Source organism: Chryseobacterium sp. W4I1 (genome assembly GCF_030816115.1).
In the GTDB taxonomy this organism is placed as follows: domain Bacteria; phylum Bacteroidota; class Bacteroidia; order Flavobacteriales; family Weeksellaceae; genus Chryseobacterium.
The window spans coordinates 3,231,155-3,253,934 of sequence record NZ_JAUSXQ010000001.1 but is presented as its reverse complement, the minus strand read 5'-3'; the positions used below and the strand labels follow the sequence as shown (position 1 = coordinate 3,253,934).

Annotated in this window: 28 protein-coding genes and 1 riboswitch; of the genes, 4 read left to right on the top strand and 24 right to left on the bottom strand. The window is 37.5% G+C overall.

All coding sequences use genetic code 11. The annotated features are described in order from the left end of the window. Positions 1–4: 4 nt before the first annotated feature. The 5 genes from dinB to lpxK all read right to left on the bottom strand — a co-directional run bounded on the left by dinB (position 5) and on the right by lpxK (position 4,042). Positions 5–1,102, bottom strand: coding sequence for a DNA polymerase IV (gene dinB / locus QF044_RS15240; protein WP_307272048.1), 1,098 nt, complete (start codon positions 1,100–1,102; stop codon positions 5–7). Positions 1,103–1,143: 41 nt separating this feature from the next. After that, the gene (locus QF044_RS15235) at positions 1,144–1,599 is read right to left on the bottom strand and encodes a GNAT family N-acetyltransferase (RefSeq protein ID WP_307269024.1); all 456 of its coding nucleotides are present in this window, start codon (positions 1,597–1,599) and stop codon (positions 1,144–1,146) included. Further along, positions 1,599–2,114, bottom strand: a complete 516-nt coding sequence (locus QF044_RS15230; protein ID WP_307269022.1) for a thioredoxin family protein — start codon at positions 2,112–2,114, stop codon at positions 1,599–1,601. The genes QF044_RS15235 and QF044_RS15230 overlap by 1 nt, the downstream gene beginning before the upstream one ends. Positions 2,115–2,217: 103 nt before the next feature. Then, a complete protein-coding gene (locus QF044_RS15225) occupies positions 2,218–3,033 on the bottom strand; it encodes a purine-nucleoside phosphorylase (protein WP_307269019.1) in 816 nt (271 codons plus the stop codon). Next, a complete protein-coding gene (gene lpxK, locus QF044_RS15220; RefSeq protein ID WP_307269016.1) occupies positions 3,017–4,042 on the bottom strand; it encodes a tetraacyldisaccharide 4'-kinase in 1,026 nt (341 codons plus the stop codon). Before lpxK ends, QF044_RS15225 begins: the two co-directional genes overlap by 17 nt. Before the next feature lie 109 nt (positions 4,043–4,151). Here lpxK and truA point away from each other — a divergent pair, with 109 nt between their 5' ends. The 3 genes from truA (at position 4,152) to QF044_RS15205 (ending at position 7,282) form a co-directional block, all read left to right on the top strand. Further along, positions 4,152–4,886 carry a tRNA pseudouridine(38-40) synthase TruA gene (gene truA, locus QF044_RS15215; RefSeq protein WP_307269013.1) on the top strand — a complete coding sequence of 245 codons (735 nt, stop codon included), beginning with the start codon at positions 4,152–4,154 and terminating at the stop codon, positions 4,884–4,886. A 107-nt stretch (positions 4,887–4,993) separates the two neighbouring features. Next, complete coding sequence (locus tag QF044_RS15210; protein ID WP_307269011.1) at positions 4,994–5,332, top strand: hypothetical protein; 339 nt, start codon at positions 4,994–4,996, stop codon at positions 5,330–5,332. A 186-nt stretch (positions 5,333–5,518) separates the two neighbouring features. Further along, positions 5,519–7,282, top strand: coding sequence for an ABC transporter ATP-binding protein (locus QF044_RS15205; RefSeq protein ID WP_307269009.1), 1,764 nt, complete (start codon positions 5,519–5,521; stop codon positions 7,280–7,282). A gap of 63 nt (positions 7,283–7,345) precedes the next feature. On the opposite strand, the gene QF044_RS15200 is transcribed toward QF044_RS15205, so the two are convergent. The 9 genes from QF044_RS15200 to QF044_RS15160 all read right to left on the bottom strand — a co-directional run bounded on the left by QF044_RS15200 (position 7,346) and on the right by QF044_RS15160 (position 12,475). Continuing rightward, positions 7,346–7,789, bottom strand: coding sequence for a GEVED domain-containing protein (locus QF044_RS15200; protein WP_373462643.1), 444 nt, complete (start codon positions 7,787–7,789; stop codon positions 7,346–7,348). Positions 7,790–7,842: 53 nt separating this feature from the next. Next, complete coding sequence (locus QF044_RS15195; RefSeq protein WP_307269007.1) at positions 7,843–8,475, bottom strand: M43 family zinc metalloprotease; 633 nt, start codon at positions 8,473–8,475, stop codon at positions 7,843–7,845. Then, entirely contained in the window at positions 8,438–9,133 is a 696-nt protein-coding gene (locus QF044_RS15190) for a hypothetical protein (RefSeq protein ID WP_307269006.1), read from the bottom strand. The genes QF044_RS15195 and QF044_RS15190 overlap by 38 nt, the downstream gene beginning before the upstream one ends. A gap of 223 nt (positions 9,134–9,356) precedes the next feature. Then, complete coding sequence (locus QF044_RS15185; protein ID WP_307269004.1) at positions 9,357–9,968, bottom strand: class I SAM-dependent methyltransferase; 612 nt, start codon at positions 9,966–9,968, stop codon at positions 9,357–9,359. Further along, positions 9,952–10,524 (bottom strand): hypothetical protein, encoded by a 573-nt coding sequence (locus QF044_RS15180; RefSeq protein WP_307269002.1) that lies wholly within the window; start codon positions 10,522–10,524, stop codon positions 9,952–9,954. The genes QF044_RS15185 and QF044_RS15180 overlap by 17 nt, the downstream gene beginning before the upstream one ends. Before the next feature lie 48 nt (positions 10,525–10,572). Then, a complete protein-coding gene (locus QF044_RS15175; protein WP_307269000.1) occupies positions 10,573–11,163 on the bottom strand; it encodes a hypothetical protein in 591 nt (196 codons plus the stop codon). Beyond that, positions 11,153–11,623, bottom strand: coding sequence for an RNA polymerase sigma factor (locus QF044_RS15170; RefSeq protein WP_307268999.1), 471 nt, complete (start codon positions 11,621–11,623; stop codon positions 11,153–11,155). Before QF044_RS15170 ends, QF044_RS15175 begins: the two co-directional genes overlap by 11 nt. Further along, complete coding sequence (locus QF044_RS15165) at positions 11,623–11,973, bottom strand: alpha/beta fold hydrolase (RefSeq protein WP_307268997.1); 351 nt, start codon at positions 11,971–11,973, stop codon at positions 11,623–11,625. The genes QF044_RS15170 and QF044_RS15165 overlap by 1 nt, the downstream gene beginning before the upstream one ends. Then, positions 11,960–12,475 (bottom strand): alpha/beta fold hydrolase, encoded by a 516-nt coding sequence (locus QF044_RS15160; protein ID WP_307268994.1) that lies wholly within the window; start codon positions 12,473–12,475, stop codon positions 11,960–11,962. Before QF044_RS15160 ends, QF044_RS15165 begins: the two co-directional genes overlap by 14 nt. 499 nt (positions 12,476–12,974) lie before the next feature. Here QF044_RS15160 and QF044_RS15155 point away from each other — a divergent pair, with 499 nt between their 5' ends. Next, positions 12,975–13,187: a hypothetical protein gene (locus QF044_RS15155; protein WP_307268991.1), complete on the top strand. Its 213-nt coding sequence runs from the start codon at positions 12,975–12,977 to the stop codon at positions 13,185–13,187. A 61-nt stretch (positions 13,188–13,248) separates the two neighbouring features. On the opposite strand, the gene QF044_RS15150 is transcribed toward QF044_RS15155, so the two are convergent. From QF044_RS15150 to QF044_RS15105, 10 genes are all read right to left on the bottom strand, one after another. After that, positions 13,249–14,541 carry an MFS transporter gene (locus QF044_RS15150; RefSeq protein ID WP_307268989.1) on the bottom strand — a complete coding sequence of 431 codons (1,293 nt, stop codon included), beginning with the start codon at positions 14,539–14,541 and terminating at the stop codon, positions 13,249–13,251. A gap of 105 nt (positions 14,542–14,646) precedes the next feature. Further along, on the bottom strand, positions 14,647–15,399 hold the full coding sequence (locus QF044_RS15145) for a DUF3575 domain-containing protein (protein WP_307268987.1): 753 nt from the start codon (positions 15,397–15,399) through the stop codon (positions 14,647–14,649). 528 nt (positions 15,400–15,927) lie between these two features. Beyond that, entirely contained in the window at positions 15,928–16,926 is a 999-nt protein-coding gene (locus QF044_RS15140; protein WP_307268982.1) for a T9SS type A sorting domain-containing protein, read from the bottom strand. Between the two features lie 138 nt (positions 16,927–17,064). After that, positions 17,065–17,712, bottom strand: a complete 648-nt coding sequence (ribB, locus tag QF044_RS15135) for a 3,4-dihydroxy-2-butanone-4-phosphate synthase (protein WP_307268980.1) — start codon at positions 17,710–17,712, stop codon at positions 17,065–17,067. 90 nt (positions 17,713–17,802) lie between these two features. Beyond that, a riboswitch (FMN riboswitch) is annotated at positions 17,803–17,928 on the bottom strand. Between the two features lie 239 nt (positions 17,929–18,167). Beyond that, complete coding sequence (locus QF044_RS15130; RefSeq protein WP_307268976.1) at positions 18,168–18,926, bottom strand: SMI1/KNR4 family protein; 759 nt, start codon at positions 18,924–18,926, stop codon at positions 18,168–18,170. 12 nt (positions 18,927–18,938) lie between these two features. Continuing rightward, positions 18,939–19,577: a DUF4272 domain-containing protein gene (locus QF044_RS15125; protein ID WP_307268973.1), complete on the bottom strand. Its 639-nt coding sequence runs from the start codon at positions 19,575–19,577 to the stop codon at positions 18,939–18,941. 40 nt (positions 19,578–19,617) lie between these two features. Beyond that, complete coding sequence (locus QF044_RS15120; protein WP_307268971.1) at positions 19,618–19,971, bottom strand: DUF2200 domain-containing protein; 354 nt, start codon at positions 19,969–19,971, stop codon at positions 19,618–19,620. Positions 19,972–19,980: 9 nt separating this feature from the next. Continuing rightward, positions 19,981–20,760 (bottom strand): alpha/beta fold hydrolase, encoded by a 780-nt coding sequence (locus tag QF044_RS15115; protein WP_307268970.1) that lies wholly within the window; start codon positions 20,758–20,760, stop codon positions 19,981–19,983. A gap of 115 nt (positions 20,761–20,875) precedes the next feature. Continuing rightward, positions 20,876–21,424: a dihydrofolate reductase family protein gene (locus tag QF044_RS15110; RefSeq protein WP_307268968.1), complete on the bottom strand. Its 549-nt coding sequence runs from the start codon at positions 21,422–21,424 to the stop codon at positions 20,876–20,878. A 91-nt stretch (positions 21,425–21,515) separates the two neighbouring features. Then, positions 21,516–22,760, bottom strand: coding sequence for a hypothetical protein (locus QF044_RS15105; protein ID WP_307268965.1), 1,245 nt, complete (start codon positions 22,758–22,760; stop codon positions 21,516–21,518). Positions 22,761–22,780: the final 20 nt, after the last annotated feature.

Sequence of the window (22,780 nt, the reverse complement as noted above, 5' to 3'; positions counted from 1 at the left end):
TCTCCTACGGGTTTTCAAATTCTTCAAACGGAATCTTTAGTTGAATAGAAACCTGCTTTTTTTCTTCAGTATTCAGATGCGATAGGGATAGCCCCAGTAATCTTACAGGCTTATCAAAAGGCCTCAGCTCCCAAAGCTTTTTTCCGGTGTTAAAATACTGTTCGGGAGAGGTGAAATATTCTTCCTTTGTAAAACTTCGGGTAAAAAGAGAAAAATCCTTATACTTGATTTTCAAAGTTAAAGACCTTCCCAGAATATTATTTTTTTGCAGTCGCTGATGAAGCTCTTGGCTCAGATGCTCCAGCTTCTCATTGATCTCCTGGTCATCAAACAGATCCTCGAAAAAAGTCCTTTCCACTGCAACGCTTTTCTGAATACGATGAGGTTTTACCTCAGAATTATGAATGCCACGTACAACGTTGTAGTAATATCCTCCTGATTTTCCAAAAAGACGGGTCAGATCTTCCAACGATTTTTTCTTTAAATCCTTTCCTTTATAAATACCTAAACTAAACATTTTGTTAGCCGTAACTTTACCGACGCCGTAAAATTTTTCTACCGGAAGTTCTTCAAGAAAACCTTCAATTCTGTCAGGATGAATTGTCTTTTGCCCATTTGGCTTATTGATATCAGAAGCTACTTTTGCAAGGAACTTATTCACGGAAATTCCTGCAGATGCAGTAAGACCGGTCTTTTCAAATATTTTCTGACGGATCTCTTTCGCAATCTGATTGGCAGATTCTATTTCTTTTTTATTTTCGGTAACATCCAGATAAGCTTCGTCCAAAGAAAGAGGTTCCACCAGGTCTGTATATTCATGAAAAATTTCCCGGATCTGCCTTGATATTTCCTTGTACCGAGCGAAGCGGGGTGGCACAAAAATAAGATGCGGACATTTCTCTTTAGCAGTTTTACTCGGCATCGCAGAACGCACTCCGTATTTTCTTGCTTCATAGCTTGCCGCTGAAACTACACCACGGTGTTCTCCTCCTACTGCAATAGGTTTTCCCTTAAGCGAAGGATCATCATGTTGCTCCACAGAAGCATAAAATGCATCCATGTCCACATGAATAATTTTGCGGGTGGGAAAAGAAGAATCCATACCGCAAAGATATGGATTCATTTATTTTTAATTAAATCTTATCAGACTTTCATCCTCATGGTAGTAAGTAATGACTCAAATCCTGCTTTTTCGTAAGCTTTTACAGCAGATTCATTTTGAGAATAAACATCGAGCCTTACCTCGGAAATGTTTTTGGACTTTGCCCAGCCGATCAGTTCATCAAGAATCAGTTTGTTGACTCCTTTCCCTCTATGCTCCGGTTTTACATACATAAATCCCAGATATGCATACTCATCAAAATTGGAATAATTATTTTCGGTCTTTTTGATCTTTGCATAGCCTGAAGCGATAATCTCATTATTCTCTTCTGTAACCAGCACCAAAGACTCTTCAGATTTTATTAATTGAAGTAAATCATAATAGTGGATCTCTCCATCGATAAGTGTGCTGTTGAATGGTCTTTCTGCAAAAACAATTCCCTGTTCAAACTCTAATAGTGTTTTCAGATCCTGTTCTGTAGCTTCTCTTGTAATCATTATTGTAAAAGGCGGTCTATTGTTTTTTTGATTTCCGGATCTTCAGGAGATATGGCATAATATTTTGCGATAGAAGATTTCTGGTCTACAACCATATACCTTGGAATCCAGTTCAGGTCAATATAATTATTAAAGTCATTTTTCCAGCCGGAAGCAAACCAGTAGTTGTTCTTATCCTTCATATTGAATCTGTCAAGGCTTTTATCAAAACCTTCTTTTGATCTTTCCAGTGAGAGGAAAACGAAATCTACGTTTGGATTGTTTTTTTCTAGTTCTTCGGCTTTGGGAAGAGCTTTCAGACAGTCTCTGCACCATCCGGCCCAGAAATCGATCACTAAAACTTTTCCTTTATGCTGATCAAGGATCTGCTGGATAGAGATATTTTTTCCTTCCTCATCTTCCAGTTTCTGTACCAAAGCTTCTTTGGAAAAACTGGTTTTAAGTACCTTTGGCTGTTGCTGCGAATAGCTCAGTCCAAAAATACTGATCATAAGAACTAATGCTAACTTTTTCATTCTTGCAATTTCATTTATACAAATCTAAACAATGAAATGCAAATTAAGATTGATTTCTGATGAATTAGGAAAAATTTATGAGATTGAAAATTTCTATAAATATTTACGGATAGTTTCTGATAAGCCCTTTCACTATTGCAATTACATTCGGCATGGCTTTATTGGCTGCATTCAGAACTTCTTCGTGGGAAACGGCAAAGGCAATATCCGGTCCGCCAAGATCTGTAATCACAGAGATGCAGAATGTGTCCATTCCCATATGTCTGGCTACAATCACTTCCGGGACGGTACTCATACCTACCATATCACCACCAATGGCTTTGATCATGCCATATTCTGCCGGGGTTTCAAAGGTGGGTCCCTGTAGAGCGATATAGACTCCCTGATGGATTTTAATATTGTTTTCAGCTGCTGCTTTTTCAGCCGTTTGGATCATTTTTCTGTTGTAGGGCTCACTCATATCCACAAAGCGTGGACCGAATGAATCAATATTTTTTCCACGAAGCGGGTGCTCCGGCATCATATTGATATGGTCTTTTAAAATAACGATGTCTGCAACGCTGTAAGCAGGATTTACACCACCACAAGCATTGGAAAGAATAAGATTTTTAATTCCCAGTAGGTGAAAGACTCTGATAGGAAAAGTCACCGTATCCATAGAATGACCTTCATAATAATGAAAACGCCCGCTCATCATTAAGACTTTCTTGCCTTCCAGGATTCCGTAAATTAGTTTTCCGCCATGTCCGGGAACAGTAGTCTGTGGAAAATTAGGAATTTCAGGATATTCCAAAACATGGATAGCTTCCACCTCATCCTGCAGCTTTCCCAGCCCGGAGCCTAAAACAACTGCAAAATCAGGGGTTTCTTTAATGATGCTTTTAATAAAATCGGCGGTCTGCTTAATTTTTTCTAACATAATCTAAGATGATTTGATTGAATTCTTCCTTCTTATCAATGATGACATTAATAGGCCAGTAGTAAACAATTTCTCTAAGATAGTCAAAAGTTTTCAGACGTACATAATCCTTTTCTGTGGTCAGGATCAGCTTATATTCGCCTAATTTTTTATATTCTGCAGTGATTTTTTTAATGTCATCATCGGTAAAATTATGATGGTCCCTGAATTTTAAATGTTTAACCCGTTGAGAGAATTTCGCCAGATGCTCAAGAAGAGGTTTGGGGTTCGCAATTCCTGTGATCAGGAGAATGTCATAATAATTCAGGTTGTTGTCAGGAAGCATTTTGTCTTTTCCATATACATTCTCATCATAACCGATGGAAGAAAAGAATACTTTCTGATGGTAAGAAGGTCTTATCCTTGAAATATAATAGCGTTTGGTTTCTTCGGTAAGCTCATCGGGACATTTGCTGACCATAATAATATCTGCTCTTTTGGAGCCAGCTCTGGATTCTCTTAAATCTCCAGCCGGAAGAAGATGATCTTTGAAGTAGGGATCATTGAAATCGGTCATCAGAATATTAAACCCTGCCTTGATTGCTCTGTGCTGTAAAGCATCATCCAAAACAAGGACATCAAGATCCATATCCTCAATTATTTTTTTGGCACCGGGCACTCTTTCTTCTGAAACAGCAATTACAAAACGGTTTTTGAAGCGTTCAAAAAGCTGCATGGCTTCATCGCCAACGATTTTATAATTACTTTCATAATTCGTTACTTCGTAGCCTTTACTCAATCTTCCATAACCACGTGAAAGCACACCGGTCCTGTAATGTTTGGACAGGTATTGGGCCAGATACATCACCATAGGCGATTTTCCGCTTCCACCCACAGAAAGGTTCCCGACATTTATTATCGGGGTCTTGAATTTCGTTGACTTCAGAACACCAAGATCATACATTGTGTTTCGGATACCCGTTACCAAATGATAACCAAGGGAAAAAGGATAAAGGTACCATCTTTTCATACGATTGCAAAAATAGGGATTTTCATAAGGATTTGGAACAATATTATCAAAGACTTTTCAACAAATATTTCGTTAAATTAAAGTATTTTTGTGGAGTTATTAGAATACATTGAGATACTTTATAGAATTTTCTTACAACGGGAAAAATTATTTCGGCTACCAGATACAACCGGATGCTATTTCTGTGCAGGAAGAGATGGAAAAAGCGCTATCTACCATCTTAAGGGAAGAGATTAAAACAACAGGTGCGGGAAGAACGGATACAGGGGTTCACGCCAAAAAAATATTTGCTCATTTTGATACGGAAAAAGCAGTAGATGAGGCCAACCTTCCTTATAAACTGAACAGTTTTCTTCCTTCTGATATTGCTGTAAAAAGAGTTTTTCGGGTGAAAGATGATTTTCACGCCCGTTTTGATGCAACCTACAGAACGTATGAGTATTATATTTCCCTGGCAAAAAATCCTTTTACTGAGGAATCTGCATGGCAACACTGGAAAAGACGGCTGGACATTCACAAAATGAATGAAGCCTGCAAAATTCTTTTTGAATATGAGGATTTTACAAGCTTTGCTAAACTAAAAACGGACAACAAAACGAACATCTGCAAAATGTATAAAGCAGAGTGGGAGCAGGATGGGACGGAACTTAAATTTACGGTTTCAGCTAACCGTTTCCTCAGAAATATGGTTCGTGCTATTGTAGGAACGATGGTAGAAATCGGAAGTGGAAAAATACAACCTGAAGATCTGCGTAAAATCATTGAGGATAAGCACCGCAATGCTGCAGGAACCTCAGCTCCGGGACATGGATTATTTCTTGTAGATGTTGGCTATGAATTTTAATATGTAATTTTTTTGGTTAAATTATTTCTGAAATTTCCGTTTTTCACAAAATGGAAAAAAATGCTATTTTAGCTGTCAATGAATATTTAATCAATAAAACACAAATTATGTTATCAATCTTTATTCTTATCGGAGCCTACCGGTATTATGCCCAGCTGGCAGAGCGTTTCGGAAAAACAAAATGGCACTACGGCCTTCTGGCTATTGGAGTTTATCTTGGAACTCAGCTGTTCTTCGGCTTTTCTTATGGAATTTACAAAGGAATTATGGACCCTGCTTCCCTTGATGGAGTAGATTATACCGGTTATTCTTTGGTGAATATGATCAGCTGGATCATTTCAATTGCAGCAGTATATGGAGTGTATAAGCTTCTTGAGAGGAAATTCGTCAGAGAACATGTGAATAAACCTTCTCTGGAAATTGAAAAAATTGGCGATCAGGATTAGTAGTGAACACAAGTTGACTGAAACTTATCACATGCTGCTTAAATTGAAAATCTTACCTACCTTATTCATACTGTAAATGATAGCTATCTGAAATTTTCTATGACGATTTGATGTACTTGTAAAGGCTGTCAAATTATAATGTCTTATTTTTGCATAGAATTTTAAATTCTTTCTTCAATTCGTACAATGAAAAAACAAGATACCTGGGGGATTGTTAAAAGGCTGTTCTTTATCGGAATGAAATTCCGTTCCTGGTTCATCCTTACCTTGATAATTTCCGTCATACTGTCCATAGTTTCTACCTACAGGCCTTATCTTACCATGGAAGTGGTAGATAATGACATTACCAAACTTCAGGATAAAGCTCTGATGATGAAGCATATCTATATGTTGGTAGGTTTGGTAGTTGCTGAAACTGTTTTAAACTTTTTTCTGGTTTATTTTTCAAATTATATTTCGCAGAACGTTATCCGTGATATCAGGGAGAGACTGTATGCGAAACTGATCTATTTCAGAACTTCATTTTTTGATAAAACTCCTATCGGACAGCTCGTGACCCGTGCGGTAGGAGATGTGGAAACCATTGCTACGGTTTATACGGACGGTTTCCTGATGGTGTTCGGGGATATTCTGAGAATTGTATTTGTTCTGGTGATGATGTTCAGCACCAACGTTCATCTGAGCTATATTACCCTGGCAATTCTTCCTTTAATGGTGGTAATTACCAGATTCTTCCAAAAGAGACTTAAAAAAGCTTTCGGAGATGAAAGGACATGGACAGCCAATCAGAATTCATTTGTTCAGGAAAGACTGGCAGGAATGCCGATCATTCAGGTATTCAACAGGCAGGAAGCGGAATTTAAAAAGTTTGATGATATTAATATTACCCTGAAAGGAGCTTTACTGAGAACGGTTTTTATTTTCTCCTTATTCTTTCCGGTAGTAGAACTTATATCTTCCTTGTTTATCGGGTTTATCCTGTTTTATGGAGGTTATATTACCATCAGTGCCGGTGTTGTCATTGCATTTATACAGTATATATCAATGCTGATCCGTCCGTTGAGGCAGATTGCAGACCGTTTTAATAATATCCAGAGAGGAATTGTAGGAGCAGAAAGGGTATTGGGCGTGATGGATGAAGATTATGCCATGCCGAATACCGGAACTGTGAAAAAAGATCATTTTGACGGTAAAATTGAATTTGAGAATGTACATTTTGCCTATGATGACAAGCAGGAAGTATTGAAAGGAATAGATTTTAAAGTAAATCCGGGAGAAACGGTGGCTATTGTAGGCGCTACAGGAGCGGGAAAATCTACGATCATCAGCCTTATCACAAGACTTTATGATATTAATTCAGGGAGCATCCGTATCGATAATGTTGATTTGAAGGATTATGAGCTTTATAACCTGAGAAGCCACATCGGTGTTGTTCTTCAGGATGTATTTCTTTTCCATGGAAGTATTTTTGAAAACCTTGCGTTCGGAGATGAAAGTGTTACCCTGGAAAAAATAAAAGCCGGAGCGAAAGAAATTGAAGTAGACCAGTTTATCGAGCAGCTTCCGGGAGGTTATGATTTTGTGGTAAGCGAAAGAGGTTCTTCTATTTCTTTAGGCCAGAGACAGCTGTTGTCTTTCCTGAGAGCTTATTTATCAGATCCAAAAATTCTGATCCTGGACGAAGCTACGTCCTCAATTGACCACGAAAGTGAAAAGCTGATTCAGAGAGCAACCGAAAAGATCACTAAAAACAGAACTTCAATCATCATTGCCCATAGGCTTTCTACTATTGAAAAAGCAGATAAAATTATTGTGATGGAGCATGGTAAGATCGTAGAAGAAGGAAAACATTTAGAACTTCTTGACAGAAACGGATATTATGCTACCCTTTACAAAGCCCAGCTGAGACATGAAGTGGAGCTTGAAGAAGAAGAAAGTCAGAAATCTTAATAGGCCAATTTTATATAAAACAAAAGAGAGCAATTACGCTCTCTTTTTTGTTTCAATTATTTTTTAGAACTTTAATTTCTTGCTGATAATTTTTCCGTTTTCCAGTACTGCTTTTACTGTTAAAACAGTATTCTTTTCATTCACAGGAAATCTGAATTCAGAAGATTTTATTTCCGTTCTGTTAATAAGAAGTCTTCCCGAAGCGTCATAGATATGCAGCGATGAAATTTTAAGATCACTTTTTATCAATACAGACTGATCATCTTTAATAATTTCTGTATTGTTTTTCTTAGCTGTGTTATCAGCAGATAGCAGGTTCTGACGCTCAATGATTACTGAATAATCTTCTACCTGTCCATATTTTGGGGTATAGCAGGCCGTTACAGCTGTTCCATTAAACTCACCAATTACCCTCATTCTTAAAGGAATATTGGCTACTGCACTGGCTGGTGGAGTTACTGAAGCTGTTGCAAAAGATCCACTGCTGACCCCGCTTTGATTGAGCACAAGTTCTGTAGTTTCATTGAACTGCCCATCGTTATTATAATCAATATAGGCTTTTATAATATGCGGATTACTCGTTCCCGGAGCAACAGTAAGTGTAGTAGGAGAATTACCGGGAATTGTAGTTTTGGAAATGCCGGAACAGTAATTTCCGGTAAAGTTTTCATAGAAATTATATTAGAAGCCTGTTTGTAATTCGCAGAATAATTATTAATACCTGCAAATTTTACGGAAGTAACTCCGATGTTAAAATTTCCGGGATTCGTCATTGTAGTTGGTGTGCAGGCTGTTGTTAAAACGGAACTGTTGTTCGGTGTAGTTGATGAGGCTACAGGCGAGTTAATCAGAGACTGTCTGTACTGCAGAAGCTGAGCTGTTGCCCGGTCTGCCTGTCCCTGGGTAAATAGATTTCTGAAACAATAGGTATAAGCCATGACATTCTTTTCGCCTCCTGCATAAATCTGGCTGGTACATGGATTGATCTGTCCAGTCTGGCAGCTGTTGGGAACAGATGAATGATAAAGACTTTTCATAGGTTCCGTATCACACACCAGGTCTCCCTGCAAAGTACAGTCCGTATTGGTAGGGCAGGCTCCTGTAGATTCACTGTAGCCTTCATGGGTATGGCGAAGTCCCAGCGCATGTCCGAATTCATGGGCTAAAGTCTGTGCATTCACCCGCAGAAGCATTGGTAGACATAAAAGAATAATCATTACTGCCTCCCGGATAATAAGCAAATCCGTTCAGCGCCCCCGCATTGGAGGTGAGCTTCTTCACTACATAAATATTATAATACTTGCTGGTATCCCACATACCCAATGCGGTAATCTCTGAAGCCGTTACGGCATTCGTGGTATTGTCATTATTTACTCCTCCGCTTACGTATTTGGGAAAATGAGAAGCGTTGATCCTGTTGATTCCGTTCGTAGGCGCACAGTTTGGATTCACTTTAGCAAAAACAAATTTTACAGGCAATATAGCACTGGTTCCGGACATTCCACTGGTTGTACTTCCGGAAAATACACCGTTGGTATAATTTACCCATGCAATAATATCAGCATCAGATTTATTATTAACTGTTCCCACAGCACTGCCATCGCCCACCACATGGACGACAACAGGGATTTCGTACACCTGGTTTTTGTTGAGAGTGGAAGAAAGTTTTCCACTTTTAATCATCTTTGATAATTCTAGATTAAAAGCATCATCCTGTGCCTTCTCTTCCGGGTGCCTTTCATAATGCTTCCGCATCAGTTCATCCGTTCCGCATTCCTGGAATTCAACTTTCTGTGAATAAAAATTTGAACAGGTTAAGCCCGAAACAATGACTAATAGTAGTTTTTTCATATATTATATTATTAAAGGTTTGGTTGATTAAAAATAATCAAAATAAATATAAATATGCATTTTCTTTATATTTTTGATTGAAATATTGTTTATTTTATTAAAAAAACAGATGTATTGAATGAAAGTTAAAATGAAAAAAGACCGGAGCCTGTTAGCCGGTCTTTGGTTATTAAAATAATATGGTAATAATTTTAATGCTGATGTTCAATATGAAATTAAAAGATTAATTTTTTTTGAAACTGCAGAAAACAAAGTTCTGTACCGTCCCGAATGGAGTTGTATGATCCTCTGTAAGACATTTTATTCTTCCAAATGCGGGTTCAAATACTTCGGACAATGAATCGCTGTCATACTGCCTGATTTCCAAACCACTGCATTTTTCCGGGCCGTTTTTGGAGAAAGTTCCTACGATCAGAAAACCTTTAATATTCTTTTCTGCAATATCCACATATTTTGATACCTGTTCCGGTGAGGTCAAAAAATGAAATGCAGCCCTGTCATGCCATATATCATAATTTTCTTCAGGTTTAAATTCAGTAATATCAGATACGATCCATTTTACTTTTTCAGCCTTACTTCCCAGTCTGATCTTGGCCTTTTCCAGTGCTTTCGCAGAAATATCAAGAATGGTTATATTTTGATAGCCCTCATCCAGCAGAAAATCAACAAGGTTGCTGTCTCCGCCTCCTATATCAATAATCCTGGCATCTTTCCCCAGTCCGGCAGAACGAATAAGATCAAGTGATGTCTGTGGTTTTTCCTGTGTCCAGCTTACTTCGTTGGGATTTTTGGTTTCATATACCGTGTCCCAATGGTTTTTATTGATATCGCTCATCTGTCAATTCGCTTAATTTCACATAAACATATTTAGGTGCCTTATTTTTAACAGTGTCTTCACAGTCGGAGTCGTCATTTTTTCTTTTCTCAATAGCTGCAAAATATTTTGGCAGAACTTCCTCAAGCTTTTCTATTTTTGCATTCTGATAGCCTGCATTGCTTAGTCCTATCTTGGAAAACAATAACTTCTCGTTTTTAACCAATTCATAATCATAGATATTTTCCTGGTTCAGATAAAAAACTTCCACTAATGATGCGCAGGTAGTTTCTCCGTTCTGTGTATCGCGGATCATTGTTCCGGCAATTTTATCTCCTATTTTGAAACTTAGTCCATACCATATTTTCTGACCTTCATTCCGGATATCGATTACAATGGCCTCGATCTTTTTTTCGCCTACTCTCAAGTTGATCACGTCTCCGAATTTAAGTTTTAATGATCTGTCGTCCAGCATATAATTGACCTTCCCACCAGGAGTAATACGGAATTTGTCAGCTTCTTTCTCCTTTTTGCAGCCCAAAAGGATCATCAGACATAAAAATAAAATGTTTCTCATGAATAAAGTATAAGGTTATTAGCAATAGAGATGCAGGATTTGTACCTGTTACTCTTTTAACTGTTGATTTATTTCTTCAAATTTATCGATTAATCCGTTAAGTTTTGTCTCCTGTTTTTTTATGGTTTTGGGTCTCAGGTAAAACCAGTTGAAACCAATCCATACAAGAGTGGCAGCATATGCCAGAACTGCATATAAAAGTTCCATTCGGGAAGTATATTCATACATATAAAGACAGATACCGGTAAAAAGCATGATAAAGTATACATTTATCATCGTGGTCTGCATAAATTTCTGCTTGTTTTGTACAACATACAAGCTTTTCAGGTATTCCGTATTAGTCTGGGTATTGTCAAGCTTATAAAAAAGCATAAACAGTTTATTATAGGCAAACAGAAAGATAAGCATGGCTAAAATTACCAGAATGATTCCTGTTTTTGTAGTGATCAGTTGAGGCTGATAATAGTACCATACCAATCCTATCCCTATGCTTGTGATAATTAGAAGAATATTGGTAACAATAAGCTTACGAAGATTTTCCCGTTTGAATTTTTTAAGTCTTCCCAGCAGTTCTTCCATGCTTGGTTTCTGGGAGCTTTGCTGCTTCCAGATATTTTTAAAATCTATATTAGTAGCCATACTCTTTAAATCTTTTGGTTAATTTTTCCTTGATCCTATGGATTTTCACCCTGATATTAGACTCGGAAAGTCCGATAATCCCTGCAATTTCAGCCTGTTTTACCTCTTCCAATTCCAGGGAAATAATAATCCTGTCCGTTTCAGGCAACTCAGAAATAAACTGGTAAAGCAGCTGAATCTGGGGTTCCAGGGATTCCTGCTTTTTCTCTTCCAGATTGACAGGAAGATCAGCTTTGGTAAATCTTTTTTCCTTTTCGATCTGTTTCAGGCAGTTATTTGATGCAATTCTAAAAATCCATGTCCCAATACTGGACTCATTCCTGAATTTAGGAAGCTGTCGCCATACGATAATAAATGTTTCCTGGGCGAGATCCTGTGCCAGTTCAGAATCATTGACATATCCCATGCATAAACGGAATATCTTCTGCCAGTAGAGCTCGTATATATCTTCAAATACCATTATTTGGAAGATAAAAAGTTATTTAGCTGTTCAAAGTACCATTCTTTGTCATCATACATGATAAAATGAAGTCCTTTCGAGGCGTATCTCATGTCTGCATTTTTTAAATTTTTATACTGGCTTTCAATAGCCGGTTTGAAATTAACAAAATAAGATTCCAGGAGAATAAGGGTAGGACATTGAATGGCCTTTAATTTTTCACGCAGATCTGTATTGGAAAAATCACAATACATTTTGGCAAAAGTGGTTCTGTCGGATTTCATACTCCATCCCGTTACTTTTTCCTGCATAGATACATCAGCTACAAGACGTGGAATCATACTGGTCTGCATTTGTTTAAAACTGTTCATCGCTCATCGCTGTTAATGAATTGATTGTTGCGGAACAGTCATTATTTTCCTTAGATTTAAAGTTAGGATCGGATAAGGCAGCCAGGCAGGGAAGGGCATCTACAACCACTATTCTGCTTGCCAGCTCAGGATAATCTGCTGCTATTGCCATAGCCAGGCCTCCTCCCATACTATGCCCGATGATTACCGGGTTTTCAATTTTCTGATCTTTGATATAAGTGGCAATTTGTTTTTCCCAATCTTTAAAACTGGCATCCGCCTGCGGCTTTACTCCTGCAAAACCAGCCATAGTTAATGTGTAGCAGGTGAATTTCTTTTCAAACTTGGCAACTGTTTCATTCCAGACCTCTCCTGAAGATGCAAATCCGGGAATAAAAATAATAGCCTGCTTTCCGCTTCCTGTTTTTTTAACTTCAAAAGGATAGGTTTTTGTCTGTCCAAATATATTGCATACTGCTGCAAAAACTAACATCATGATGAAGAAGATCTTGTATTTTTTCATTTTTATAAAATTTAAAGGTGAATCTGCCTTTTAGAGACAGACTTTTTTAAAATGTTACAAAATCTTTAAAATAATTTTTAATTATCAGCAAAAACAGAAAGATTTATGTTAATAAAACCGACTGATAGCTGTTTTAAACCGTATAAAATCTTATTGGAGGTCTTTAAACCCTTTGTACATTAAAAGAACAGTATAATAACTCAAACAATAGCAGGTAATTTATATAGCTCATGAAAAGTATACTTATTAAAAATTTCTGCTGATTTGATGGTTGTTTAAGAATGGTATATACCCAAATTTATAGCGTATTGAATTATCTTATTGAAATCAAAAAAGGTAAAATGTTTGCGAAATCATCAGATTAATCAAAAAAATAATGCTAACCCGATGTTTATATTAGAAAATTCACTAATTTTATTACAAATTTAGATCGTGCCCCAAGTTAAAGTAGGGGGCGGAAGTGTAAAGTAGTAAATTTTAATTAAAATCCCAAAATATAATGAGCAGCATACAGGATGAGTTTAAAGTCTTTAAAGACGAGTTGAAAAAGCTCAATATCGATGTACAGAAAGTAGTGAAAGTTGGAAACGGAAGTATGGACTTTCATGAGGTTTTTTACAAGTCACCAAGATATCAGGAAGTGAAAAGTATATATGTTCAGCGACATAACCTGGACAGCATGATTGAAAAATTCAAGCAGGCTTACCATTAAAATAAAATACGTGCGCTGCAGAATTTCTACAGCGCACGTATTTTATTTTTTAAAGAGTAAATTAATCCTTATCCAGCGTTGAAGTTTTTTTCGTGTCCTTCATTCCTGCATAAACAATCAGGGAAAACAAGATACAGCCTGTGATATACCAGTAAAAATACTCCTCTGAACCGGCTTGTTTAAACCAAAGAGCAATATATTCCGCGGTTCCTCCGAAAATAGCTACCGTAAGGGCATAGGGAAGACCTACTCCAAGAGCTCTGATCTCAGAAGGGAAAAGCTCTGCTTTTACAACGGCGTTGATGGAAGTGTAGCCACTGACAATAATCAGTGCTGCCATGATTAGTAAAAATGCGCCCCACATCGAGGTGGTGGTACTTAAAGCAGTAAGAAGAGGAACGGTACACAGGGTCCCCAGAATTCCAAAACCCAAAAGAAGCGGTCTTCTTCCGATCCTGTCTGACAATGCTCCGAATACCGGCTGCAGGCATGCAAATATAAATAACGAAATAAATGATATCAGGGTAGACTGTTCTTTGGTAAGGTGAACGGTATTCACAAGGAATTTCTGCATATAGGTCGTATAGGTATAGAATGCAAGAGTTCCGCCTAAAGTCAGACCTATTACGGTAAGTAATGCTTTAGGGTGCTTAAGAAGTTCTTTCACGGTACCTTTTTTCTTTTCATTGACTTCTTTTTTATTTTCAAAAGCTTCTGTCTCGTGGAGGTTAGCTCTTAAGTATAAAGCAATGACCGAAAGCAGGGCTCCGATAACGAAAGGAATTCTCCAGCCCCATTCTTCAAGCTGGGTTTCCGTTAAAAGTAATTTCTGCAGGATCAGCTGAATTCCCAATGCAATCAGCTGCCCGCCAATCAGGGTGACATATTGAAAGCTTGAATAAAAACCTCTGCGTTTTTCTGATGCCATTTCGCTGAGGTATGTCGCAGAAACTCCATATTCTCCTCCTACACTCAATCCCTGAAGAAGTCTGGCAAGAAGCAGGAGCATGGGTGCGAGAATTCCGATTGATTTATAGGTGGGGGTAAGGGCTATAAGCAGAGATCCGAAAGACATCAGCAGTACCGAAAGAGTCATGGCCTTTTTTCTGCCGACCTTATCAGCTATACTTCCGAATACCCAGCCTCCAATCGGACGCATCAGGAAACCTACGGCAAATATTCCTGCTGTATTCATCAGCTGGGCATTCTGGTCAGAATCCGGAAAGAATGAATGGGAAAAATAAATGGCAAAGGCAGCATAGGCATACCAGTCATACCATTCGACCAGATTTCCGATGGATCCGCCTACAATGGCTTTGATTCTTTGAGCAGTAGTTATGGATGATGAATTCATAGATTGGTTTAAATAACGAAGATTATGAAAAAACCAAGATACAAATTTTGTCAAAAAATTAACCGCTCTTAAAAAGAACGGTTAGCCATATCTAAAATAGGTATTTTAAAATCTATATCCAATGGAGAGTCCGCTTCGGAAGCCCGCCCACGGTCCGTCCACTTTTACTTTTGCTCCATTGGTATTGGTTTCTACGGTGTAATCTACAAAAGGAATGTCCAGATTTTCAATTTCTTTTTTTAGCTGTGCCTGCATTTCCGGGGTCAGCGCATAATTGCTGGTCATAGTAAAGTCACCTTTTCCACTTCCGTAATGGGCACCTGCGATCCAGAAATCGAGGACAAGATTCTGGCTTCTGGTTAAGAAAAACTGTACGCCAACCATCAGTCCGCCACTGTTTCCGCTGGTGCTTCCCTGACCCTTAAGCGGAATCTGATATGTGTTTCCATCTACTGCATAATAATCATAATAGAAATCAAAAGAATTGGATGAAACATCGGAATACCGATAGTAAGGGGCAAAATAAAATCCTTTTCCATAGCCTTTTCCAATATAAAACCTGGGTTCTATGGTAAAATTCGTAGCCTTTACTCTCAGGTTCTGAAATCTTTTTTCATCTTCGTCTTTCAAAAAAGCGTTAATGAAAGGTGCTTTCCCCTGGGTCATCGTTCCGAAACCTATATTCAGAGAAAACCATTGGGTAATGACTCTTTCATAAGAAAGGTTGATGTTTCTGAATGCATAAGCTGTAACGTTGGTCTTAATGATATTCATCTTATCTGCGGGAACAGCTTCAAGTTCTTGTGCGTCTGCCTGTGAAAGGAGGAAACAGGATATTAGGATGAGAGACTTTTTCATGACCTTATATTTTGTGATGTTATAAAGTGTCAGCAAAAAACGGGCAAAAAATTATTAATATTTCATTATGATTTGATTTTTGTTTAAAAAAACAAGCATATGATTGTTTTTTTAGGGTTTTTGAATGCCTGCATCATGGTAGAATAATCAATTTATACTTAAGCATTTTACTTCAGTTTTATTTGATTAACAGATGCTTAAAAAATAAGTCAGGTATTTGTGATTAAACTTTCGCAGATATGTAACAAATGTTGGATATTGGCTGTCTTATTAGTGGAAGACAATTCTATTTTAAATATGAAAAAGACTATATATTCTGTGTTTTTTCTTTGTGGAATTTTTGTGTTTTCTCAGGAGAATGTAATCGATGTTCGTTATGGGAGTAAGTTTTGATTTTTCGAAAGGGAAGAAAACAGAGCTGCAAAGAAAGCTGAATAATGAAACTGCACCTGCAGCTACCTTTTAAAAGCAATTTTAAATGTTATAAAAAATCCCCGCTCACTTGTAGGAGCGGGGATTTTGTTTTTATTATTTCTTGATGAATTTTGTATTCTTTGTGTCTGTAGCATTTTTTCCACTGATCTCTATGAAATAAGAAGCTGGCGGAAGATCTGAGATTTGAATATTCCCGGATTTTACATCTGATGTTTTAACCAGTTTCCCATCCAGACTGTAAATATTTGCTTTAGAGTAATTATCTGTATTTCCTTTGAAACCGATAAAGTCCTGTGCAGGGTTAGGGTAAACCACTAAGTTTTCTTTTTTTATTGTATTGTTGGTTGCCAGAAATGCTTCGTTTAAAGCTAATGCGGTGGCTACTGTCTGGTTGATACTCAACAATGGAACACTGACATTTCCGCTTGTAGAATTTAGCAGAGCATATCTGTGAGAAGCATCGTAATAAGCATAGGACGTATTGGTAGCTGTTCCGATAGGGTTAGCATAAATAACATCAAAAGATGCATATAGATTAAGATTCTGTGTATATTTTACTCTAAGAACATTACTGTATGTTTGATTACCTATAATCAGAGTTCCATATGCATCAGCTTGGGCAGTCATTGTGCCACTGAATAATCCGTTGGCAACAGATGACGAGAAAGTTCCTTTAGCCGTATCATTTTGTGCCGGCCCATAAGTGGTAGGATAGTTATTATAAGTACCATTATCTACACTGAAATTTAAGGTAAGCTGTGGATTTACAATTCCTGTAATTTCCAGTTTTGTTGTAGAAGCTTTATAATAAATAGTTGTTGTTCCGTCTATCATTTTAATGGTAGAACCCGGAAATGTTGTTATTTCAGCAGAAGTAGGAGTAGAATAAGTCGTTATTGACGAGATTCCCATTGTAAGACCTCCGTTTGAAAATATAGTATTAGCTCCTGTTGCGGAGTTGTTTACGGCTCCGGTTACATGATTGTAATTGATAATGTTTCCAGAAATAGGGTCATTGGCTGTTTTTGTAAGCGTGATCTGCGCAGAAAACATTGCAGAAGCTCCTAATAAAAGGAGTAAAGATTTTTTCATGGTTATTATTTTTTTTTGTTAAAAATAATTAAAAAATAGTATTAAAATGTTAATTTTATTTACTTTTATTTAAATTTTTAATAAAAACGCCTACTGATAGCATCAGCAGGCGACTTTGTGCGTTAAAAATGTTTAAGTTTAATTGCTCATCACCATTTTACGGTAAGCATAAATGTCTTCGATGGTCACGACGCTCATCCCTTTTTTGACAGCAAAGTCCACAATTTCAGGAAGTCTTGCCATAGAGCCGTCTTCATTCGTCAGTTCACAGAGGACGGCGTCGTCACCGAGATTCGCCATTTTCACAAGATCTACACTGCCTTCTGTATGGCCACGTCTTTCGAAAACACCACCTTGTTTGGCAATAAGTGGGAAAACGTGTCCCGGACTGGCAATGTGTTCAGCCTGCGCATTTTCTGCCACAGCTGTTCTGATCGTTGTGACACGGTCTTTTGCTGAAACCCCGGATTCTACGCCTTCCTTGGCTTCGATGGAAATGGTGAATGCAGTTTGATTTTTTGAATTATTGGTTTCCACCATTGGGCGGAGGTTCAGGTGTCTGCTTTTTTCTTCTGAAATACACAGACAGACGATGCCACTACATTCTCGGATCAAAAGAGCCATATCTTTTTCTGTAATGGTGGATGCGGGAAAGATGATATCACCTTCGTTTTCACGGTTTTCATCATCTACTAAAAGAACTCCTTTTCCCTGTTGTAGTTTTAGAAGTGCATTTTCTACACGTTCTGTGGAGGTTGCTCCAAATTGTTCTAATAATTTTTCCATGTTATTTTACTTTTAAAAGTTAAAATAGTCTTCGGTACATGGAAATGAAATACGGCACAATAAGCCCGTAAGGAATCTTACTGACCGTTTCATTTTCTTCTCCCATCCAGACTTTAACTGTCGGTTCCGGAATTTCACCAGATCAGTCCTTTCAGAAGAAAGGAGTCGCGGACTGTAACCGCCGGTAGGGATTTTCACCCTGCCCCGAAGAAAACTTATACTAAGTTTTACTGTATGTTTTGATTTAAAATTTTATTTCATTGATTTATATTTAACGCACAGACTGCTAATTTCGGGAAGTTTTTTGAATTGGAGAAGGGATCTTTGATCATTTTTTTCTGATTGCTGTATAAATTCATAAAGAATAAACCATTCCAATTTGAAATGGCTTTACTTTTTGTGGAGCTATGATAAACTTCACTTTTAGAAACCTTCTAAGAATCAGATTTTAAATCTCATGATTCGTATTCCCTTAAATAAGTTACCATTTTTTTCTCCACAAAATCACATAATGAATTCGCTATTTTTATTATTTTTGGAGGGCTGTGCTCGTGAGCAAAAATATAAATGTTTTGATTCTCCAGGCTGTACAGCAACTGATCACCATCACCATACAACCAGAATTCTCCCATAATCAGGTATTGTTTTTTCTGAATTGTTCTTGTGCTTAATTCCTGAAAATCTATTTCTAAACCTTCCAGCTTTAAGTTGGAAATATTCCTATACCATATTATCAGATCTTCGGGCAATTGTATAGAAAGTTCTTTTTCTTTATTTAGAATAAATTCCTGCTGCAAACCCGCTTCGATGATGTCAGAGTGGCTGTATGATTTTGTCAATTGCCTGAAAAATTTAGGATAGATATCTTTTAAATAGCCGAATTTGTTTTCAATGTCTTGCTGAAGTTGCTTTTCTTTTTGTTTTTCGACTTTGCAGAAATTGTCAAATTCTTTTTCCCAGTCTTTTTTATAGAGTTCAGAAAAAGTCGTGTCGATCTTTACAGATTGTAGCCAGTCAAAAGCGCCAAGTTGCCCTATGTATACATTTCGGATCGCACTGAAACTTTCTTTGGGTTTTATTTTAAGAAAGGCAGTTCTTCCACATATTTTTTCTACAGTATCTTTATGATCCGTGAACCAATTCATCCATTCGTGTGTGGTGAGTTTTCCTTCTGAGAGGCTGATGAATTTTTCAATAAGTTCCTGTTGTGTCATCTGTCGGATAGATTACGTATCACATGAAACATCATCCCAATCCTGATCCATATAAGTGATCAGCCAGTTTAAAGCATAGTGTCTCTCATAGACAATACCGGGATCTACCGTGGTCATTTCAATATTGTTGATTCGGGCGTCAACACAGGCCCAGTCATAACGGTAATATAAATCTGCTGCATCAAGTATTTCGGATTTTGAACGAAGCTCATGAGGTGCATTAATGAAATCATTAGGATCAATGTCTCCGCCAACCGGGTAATTTTCGGCCGGAATATCATTAAGGTCACACAATTCATCAGGAAAGGGTAGGGTGTCTACTTTTTTTAATGCCCACAATAAGACCCATATGCATTCACATTTCCAGCTTTCCTGCGCTTTTTTTTGTTCTGTGGGCTCAGTTAAAAAATCCTTTTCCGCCGGAGTGGTATGCTCCCAAAGATCGCAGTTTTTCAGATAATCGATTGCTTCTTCAGGATCAATAGCGTCAAAAGCTGTAAGGTTTGTCACAGCGAGAACGGTTAGTCTTCTGGCTATTTCTTCAGAAGTTCTAAGGATCGTTTCTTCGTCTGTTTCTATGTGAGGAAGACTAAAATTAATTTTTACGCCTTCTTTTTTTAGAATTTCTTCGTTTTTTTCTTTTCTTGTCAACTCTTTTTCTTTTAAATTATTTTCTGGAATACCTCCCAAATTAAGGCTCTCTTAATATTTTCTCCATCTTCTTTCCCTTTGCCAGCTCATCAATAAGCTTATCCAGATAACGGATATTTCTCATCAGTTCATCTTCAATATCTTCTACACGGTATCCGCAAATAACTCCTTTGATCAATGAAACATTGGGATTGATCTGTGGAGCCTGTTCAAAAAAAGTTTTAAAATCAGTTCTGTTATCTAAAATTTCCTGCAGGCTTTTCTCATCATATCCTGTGAGCCAAAATATAATTTCATGAACCTCAGATTTTGTACGTCCTTTCTTTTCTGCTTTTTGAATATAGTGAGGATAAACACTTGCAAAAGCAGTGGTAAAAATTCTGGTATTCTGCATGATTTATTTTTAAGTCAATTCTTTAAGTACATCATCCAGAATTCTGTTAAATTCTGCCGGATTTTCGAGCATAGGGTAGTGACCTGTTCCTTCTATTTTGGTATAATTATAGTTTTTTAAATAGTCACGGTTGTTTTCAATATTAGTAGGAGAATTATCAGAATTGATGGCTCTTACCGGGATCTTAACCTGTGATGCTGTATCCCTGAAATCTTTTTTGTACAAAGGCATAAGGAGATCAATGGCTTTTTCAGAAGCATTTTCCAGGAACTCATTCTGTATTTTCTGTTTTACATCGGGCGGAGTTTTTTCTACAAAAAGATATTGGGGAAGAATATTTTCAACAGCATTTTTAAAATCATTACGATAATTCACAAATAAAAACTGCTCGGCCTGTTCTTCGGTAAACGTTTCGTTAAGGTCTTTTATCGTGTCTACCAGAATTATAGCCTTTGCCTGAGGAACTTTTAAAGCTGCTTCAAGAACGTAGGCTCCCGACATAGAATGCCCGATAAGAATAATCTCCGGTGAATTGATCTGTTCAGCGACTGCTTTGATGTCATCTGCATATAATCCACTTGTCCATTCTTTTCTGGAGGAATCAGATTTTCCATGTCCGGCCAGATCCATCTGTACGATGCGGTATCTGTCCTTGAAATATTCCTGTTGGTTATTCCACCATTCGGCATTGCCAAGCCATCCGTGTACAAAAATAAGGGTAACGTTTCCCTGTCCGCTTTCTTTATAGTGAATTTTCAGTCCGTCTGATGATTGGGCGTATTTTTCCATAATAATATATTGGTTTGTTGTAAAAAGAAACTTGTGATTTTATTGCTAAATTTTAAAAAAGAGACTCCGGTAGCTTTAAAGAAATTTCCGCAATATCGGAGTTTTTGTATCAGGTTTAGCTGTTTTTCGGTTCATAAATAAGTTGTACTACACCTGATCTGAAGACATTGGTAGTGATCAGCTTTAATTCCAGCCTTTCTTTCAAATCTTCAAACAGAGGTTTCCCGTTTCCTAAAGCAATAGGATGAACTGAAATTCTGTATACGTCGATAAGATTAAGCTCGATAAAAGTTTTGATAAGTCCTGCTCCGCCATAGAGCCAGATATCTTTTCCACCCTGATTTTTGATCTCAGCTGTTTTTTCTGCAATATCAGTACTGACAAAAACGGCTCCCGGATCTTCTCTTTCCTGTCCTGAAAATACATATTTGTTTTTTGAATGAATAGATTTCCAGAAGTTATTTTCTCCGGGATCTGCATTGTCTTCCGGCTGGTAATTTCCCCAGGCATCATAGCTTACCCTTCCATAAAAGATGGTGTCGATACTGTCCAGAAAGCCTTCAAAATTCATATCATCATCCATAATGCACCAATCGGTTTCGCCATTGGGGCCTTCAATGAATCCGTCTAAAGTCACGGCCAAGTCAAGAATTACTTTTTTCATGTTGAATATTAGTGTAGGTTTCAGTACCCGTAAAAATAAAGAAAAACGCTCTGAAGCAGAACGTTTTTACTGATAAAATTTGTATCTATTTTTACCATTTCCAGATCTGTGGCTCATTCTTCCAGATCAGCAGCCTGAATTCTTCATAATGATTTCCATTGCTGATCGTATGCGTATCTCTTCGGCCTTTGTCTAATCTGAGTTTATGTAAAATTCCAGAGTGGGCGCCAATCCACAGGGTTTTTTCATCATCTGAAAGAGTGATACCTGAAATTGTAGATCCTAAAAAGTGTCTCCAAAGCAGGTTTCCGGCTTTATCAAAAGCCTTGATATATCCGTAAGCATCACCAAGAATGTAATAATCCCTGGTAGCTGTACCTGCATATACTCTCATTTCTTCATCAATAACCGTGTAGTCATCACTTTCAGTATAAGCTTCGATATCTGCACCTACATACTGATCAGAATTGATCCCGATTGTAATGCCGTTGTAAAAATGACAGGAATTGGTGATGAGCTGGCTGTCGTCTTTTGCAAACAGGCAGAAATGCGGATATGAAGACTGTGCACCAATAGAACCCAATGTATTGCCTTCCGGATCTAAAATCCTGTGGTCATAGCTTTGATCACCAACCACGATGTAAGAATTGTCATTGGAAAGTGTAGCATTTTCCATATCGATATCCGGTGTCCAGTCCTCCTGGTTATCTTCATTGATGGGGTGGATGAGTTTTTCTTCTTTTCCGGAGATGAGATAGATTCCATAAGAAGTCACCAGCAGAACTTTACTCCCGTCATTGAAAGGGATGAGATCTGTAATGCCATAATCTGCAGTTGAGTTGAGTTTAAATTCATTAATAATGGTTCCGTCCCAGCCATCATGAAGCAGTATTTTGCCTGATTGTGCAATGGCGAAAATATTTCCCTGCTTTGATTTTCCTATAGCCTGAATATCTTCGTCGAGTGCTGTAATTTGGTCATGATCCAGCAGATAAGCCTGTCTTTTTTCATAGGAAGTTCCGGTAACAAAAACGATTTTTTCGCCGGAAATAAAATGAAGCTGTTCAATACTCTGCGATCTGTTTTCAAACAGAGGGATCATAGGTGTATGGGCTGGTGGAAAATCTGCCCTGAAGTTTTCCGTATTATTATTTTGGTTGGCTGTTTTAAGCAGTTTAAAAACTTCTTGAGCAAGATTTGATCTTGTATCTTCGGGTTCTTTGCCTTTCCAGTTTTCCCAGCCGTTTTTTTCACCGAAATCAACCATTTCATTAATTTCTGTTGCATATTGTTCTCCTTTTGAGAACCATTCTTTCTGGATTGTAGTGTTTTGCATAATTGATGTTTATGTAAAAA

Excerpts from the sequence above, each read along its gene's own strand:
- dinB (WP_307272048.1), bottom strand. The coding sequence starts at position 1,102 with ATGGATTCTTCTTTTCCCACCCGCAAAATTATTCATGTGGACATGGAT.
- QF044_RS15235 (WP_307269024.1), bottom strand. The coding sequence starts at position 1,599 with ATGATTACAAGAGAAGCTACAGAACAGGATCTGAAAACACTATTAGAG.
- QF044_RS15230 (WP_307269022.1), bottom strand. The coding sequence starts at position 2,114 with ATGAAAAAGTTAGCATTAGTTCTTATGATCAGTATTTTTGGACTGAGC.
- QF044_RS15225 (WP_307269019.1), bottom strand. The coding sequence starts at position 3,033 with ATGTTAGAAAAAATTAAGCAGACCGCCGATTTTATTAAAAGCATCATT.
- lpxK (WP_307269016.1), bottom strand. The coding sequence starts at position 4,042 with ATGAAAAGATGGTACCTTTATCCTTTTTCCCTTGGTTATCATTTGGTA.
- QF044_RS15210 (WP_307269011.1), top strand. The coding sequence starts at position 4,994 with ATGTTATCAATCTTTATTCTTATCGGAGCCTACCGGTATTATGCCCAG.
- QF044_RS15205 (WP_307269009.1), top strand. The coding sequence starts at position 5,519 with ATGAAAAAACAAGATACCTGGGGGATTGTTAAAAGGCTGTTCTTTATC.
- QF044_RS15195 (WP_307269007.1), bottom strand. The coding sequence starts at position 8,475 with ATGCTTCTGCGGGTGAATGCACAGACTTTAGCCCATGAATTCGGACAT.
- QF044_RS15190 (WP_307269006.1), bottom strand. The coding sequence starts at position 9,133 with ATGAAAAAACTACTATTAGTCATTGTTTCGGGCTTAACCTGTTCAAAT.
- QF044_RS15185 (WP_307269004.1), bottom strand. The coding sequence starts at position 9,968 with ATGAGCGATATCAATAAAAACCATTGGGACACGGTATATGAAACCAAA.
- QF044_RS15180 (WP_307269002.1), bottom strand. The coding sequence starts at position 10,524 with ATGAGAAACATTTTATTTTTATGTCTGATGATCCTTTTGGGCTGCAAA.
- QF044_RS15175 (WP_307269000.1), bottom strand. The coding sequence starts at position 11,163 with ATGGCTACTAATATAGATTTTAAAAATATCTGGAAGCAGCAAAGCTCC.
- QF044_RS15170 (WP_307268999.1), bottom strand. The coding sequence starts at position 11,623 with ATGGTATTTGAAGATATATACGAGCTCTACTGGCAGAAGATATTCCGT.
- QF044_RS15165 (WP_307268997.1), bottom strand. The coding sequence starts at position 11,973 with ATGAACAGTTTTAAACAAATGCAGACCAGTATGATTCCACGTCTTGTA.
- QF044_RS15160 (WP_307268994.1), bottom strand. The coding sequence starts at position 12,475 with ATGAAAAAATACAAGATCTTCTTCATCATGATGTTAGTTTTTGCAGCA.
- QF044_RS15155 (WP_307268991.1), top strand. The coding sequence starts at position 12,975 with ATGAGCAGCATACAGGATGAGTTTAAAGTCTTTAAAGACGAGTTGAAA.
- QF044_RS15150 (WP_307268989.1), bottom strand. The coding sequence starts at position 14,541 with ATGAATTCATCATCCATAACTACTGCTCAAAGAATCAAAGCCATTGTA.
- QF044_RS15145 (WP_307268987.1), bottom strand. The coding sequence starts at position 15,399 with ATGAAAAAGTCTCTCATCCTAATATCCTGTTTCCTCCTTTCACAGGCA.
- QF044_RS15140 (WP_307268982.1), bottom strand. The coding sequence starts at position 16,926 with ATGAAAAAATCTTTACTCCTTTTATTAGGAGCTTCTGCAATGTTTTCT.
- ribB (WP_307268980.1), bottom strand. The coding sequence starts at position 17,712 with ATGGAAAAATTATTAGAACAATTTGGAGCAACCTCCACAGAACGTGTA.
- QF044_RS15130 (WP_307268976.1), bottom strand. The coding sequence starts at position 18,926 with ATGACACAACAGGAACTTATTGAAAAATTCATCAGCCTCTCAGAAGGA.
- QF044_RS15120 (WP_307268971.1), bottom strand. The coding sequence starts at position 19,971 with ATGCAGAATACCAGAATTTTTACCACTGCTTTTGCAAGTGTTTATCCT.
- QF044_RS15115 (WP_307268970.1), bottom strand. The coding sequence starts at position 20,760 with ATGGAAAAATACGCCCAATCATCAGACGGACTGAAAATTCACTATAAA.
- QF044_RS15110 (WP_307268968.1), bottom strand. The coding sequence starts at position 21,424 with ATGAAAAAAGTAATTCTTGACTTGGCCGTGACTTTAGACGGATTCATT.
- QF044_RS15105 (WP_307268965.1), bottom strand. The coding sequence starts at position 22,760 with ATGCAAAACACTACAATCCAGAAAGAATGGTTCTCAAAAGGAGAACAA.